Source organism: Aeromicrobium phragmitis (assembly GCF_003674095.1).
Taxonomy (GTDB): domain Bacteria; phylum Actinomycetota; class Actinomycetes; order Propionibacteriales; family Nocardioidaceae; genus Aeromicrobium; species Aeromicrobium phragmitis.
Map to the genome: position 1 here is coordinate 1 of NZ_RDBF01000293.1, position 293 is coordinate 293.

At 72.7% G+C, this 293-nt stretch carries 1 protein-coding gene; it reads right to left on the reverse strand.

Annotation, left to right across the window (positions count from 1 at the left end):
• Positions 1 to 293: glycosyltransferase (locus tag D9V41_RS17410; RefSeq protein WP_121795653.1), on the reverse strand; the 293-nt coding region annotated here is incomplete at both ends.

The window sequence follows — 293 nt, forward strand, 5'->3', positions numbered from 1 at the left end:
GTCTCTTCTTCCTCTCGACGCGCGCGATCTCGCGCTCGTAGGCCTCTACCGTGGCACGGGCGACCGACACCCAGCTGAACCGCTCCACAGCGCGCTCCCGACCGATGCGGGCGAAGTGCTCCCGGCGCTCGGGCGAGCGCAGCAGCGCGCCGATCTGCGTCACCAACTGTTCGACGTCCCCCGGTTCGACCAGCACGCCCGCGTCACCGACGACCTCGGGCAGTGCGCCGGCACGGCTCGCGACCACCGGGGTGCCGCAGGCGAGCGCCTCGACGGTCGGCAGCGAGAACCCC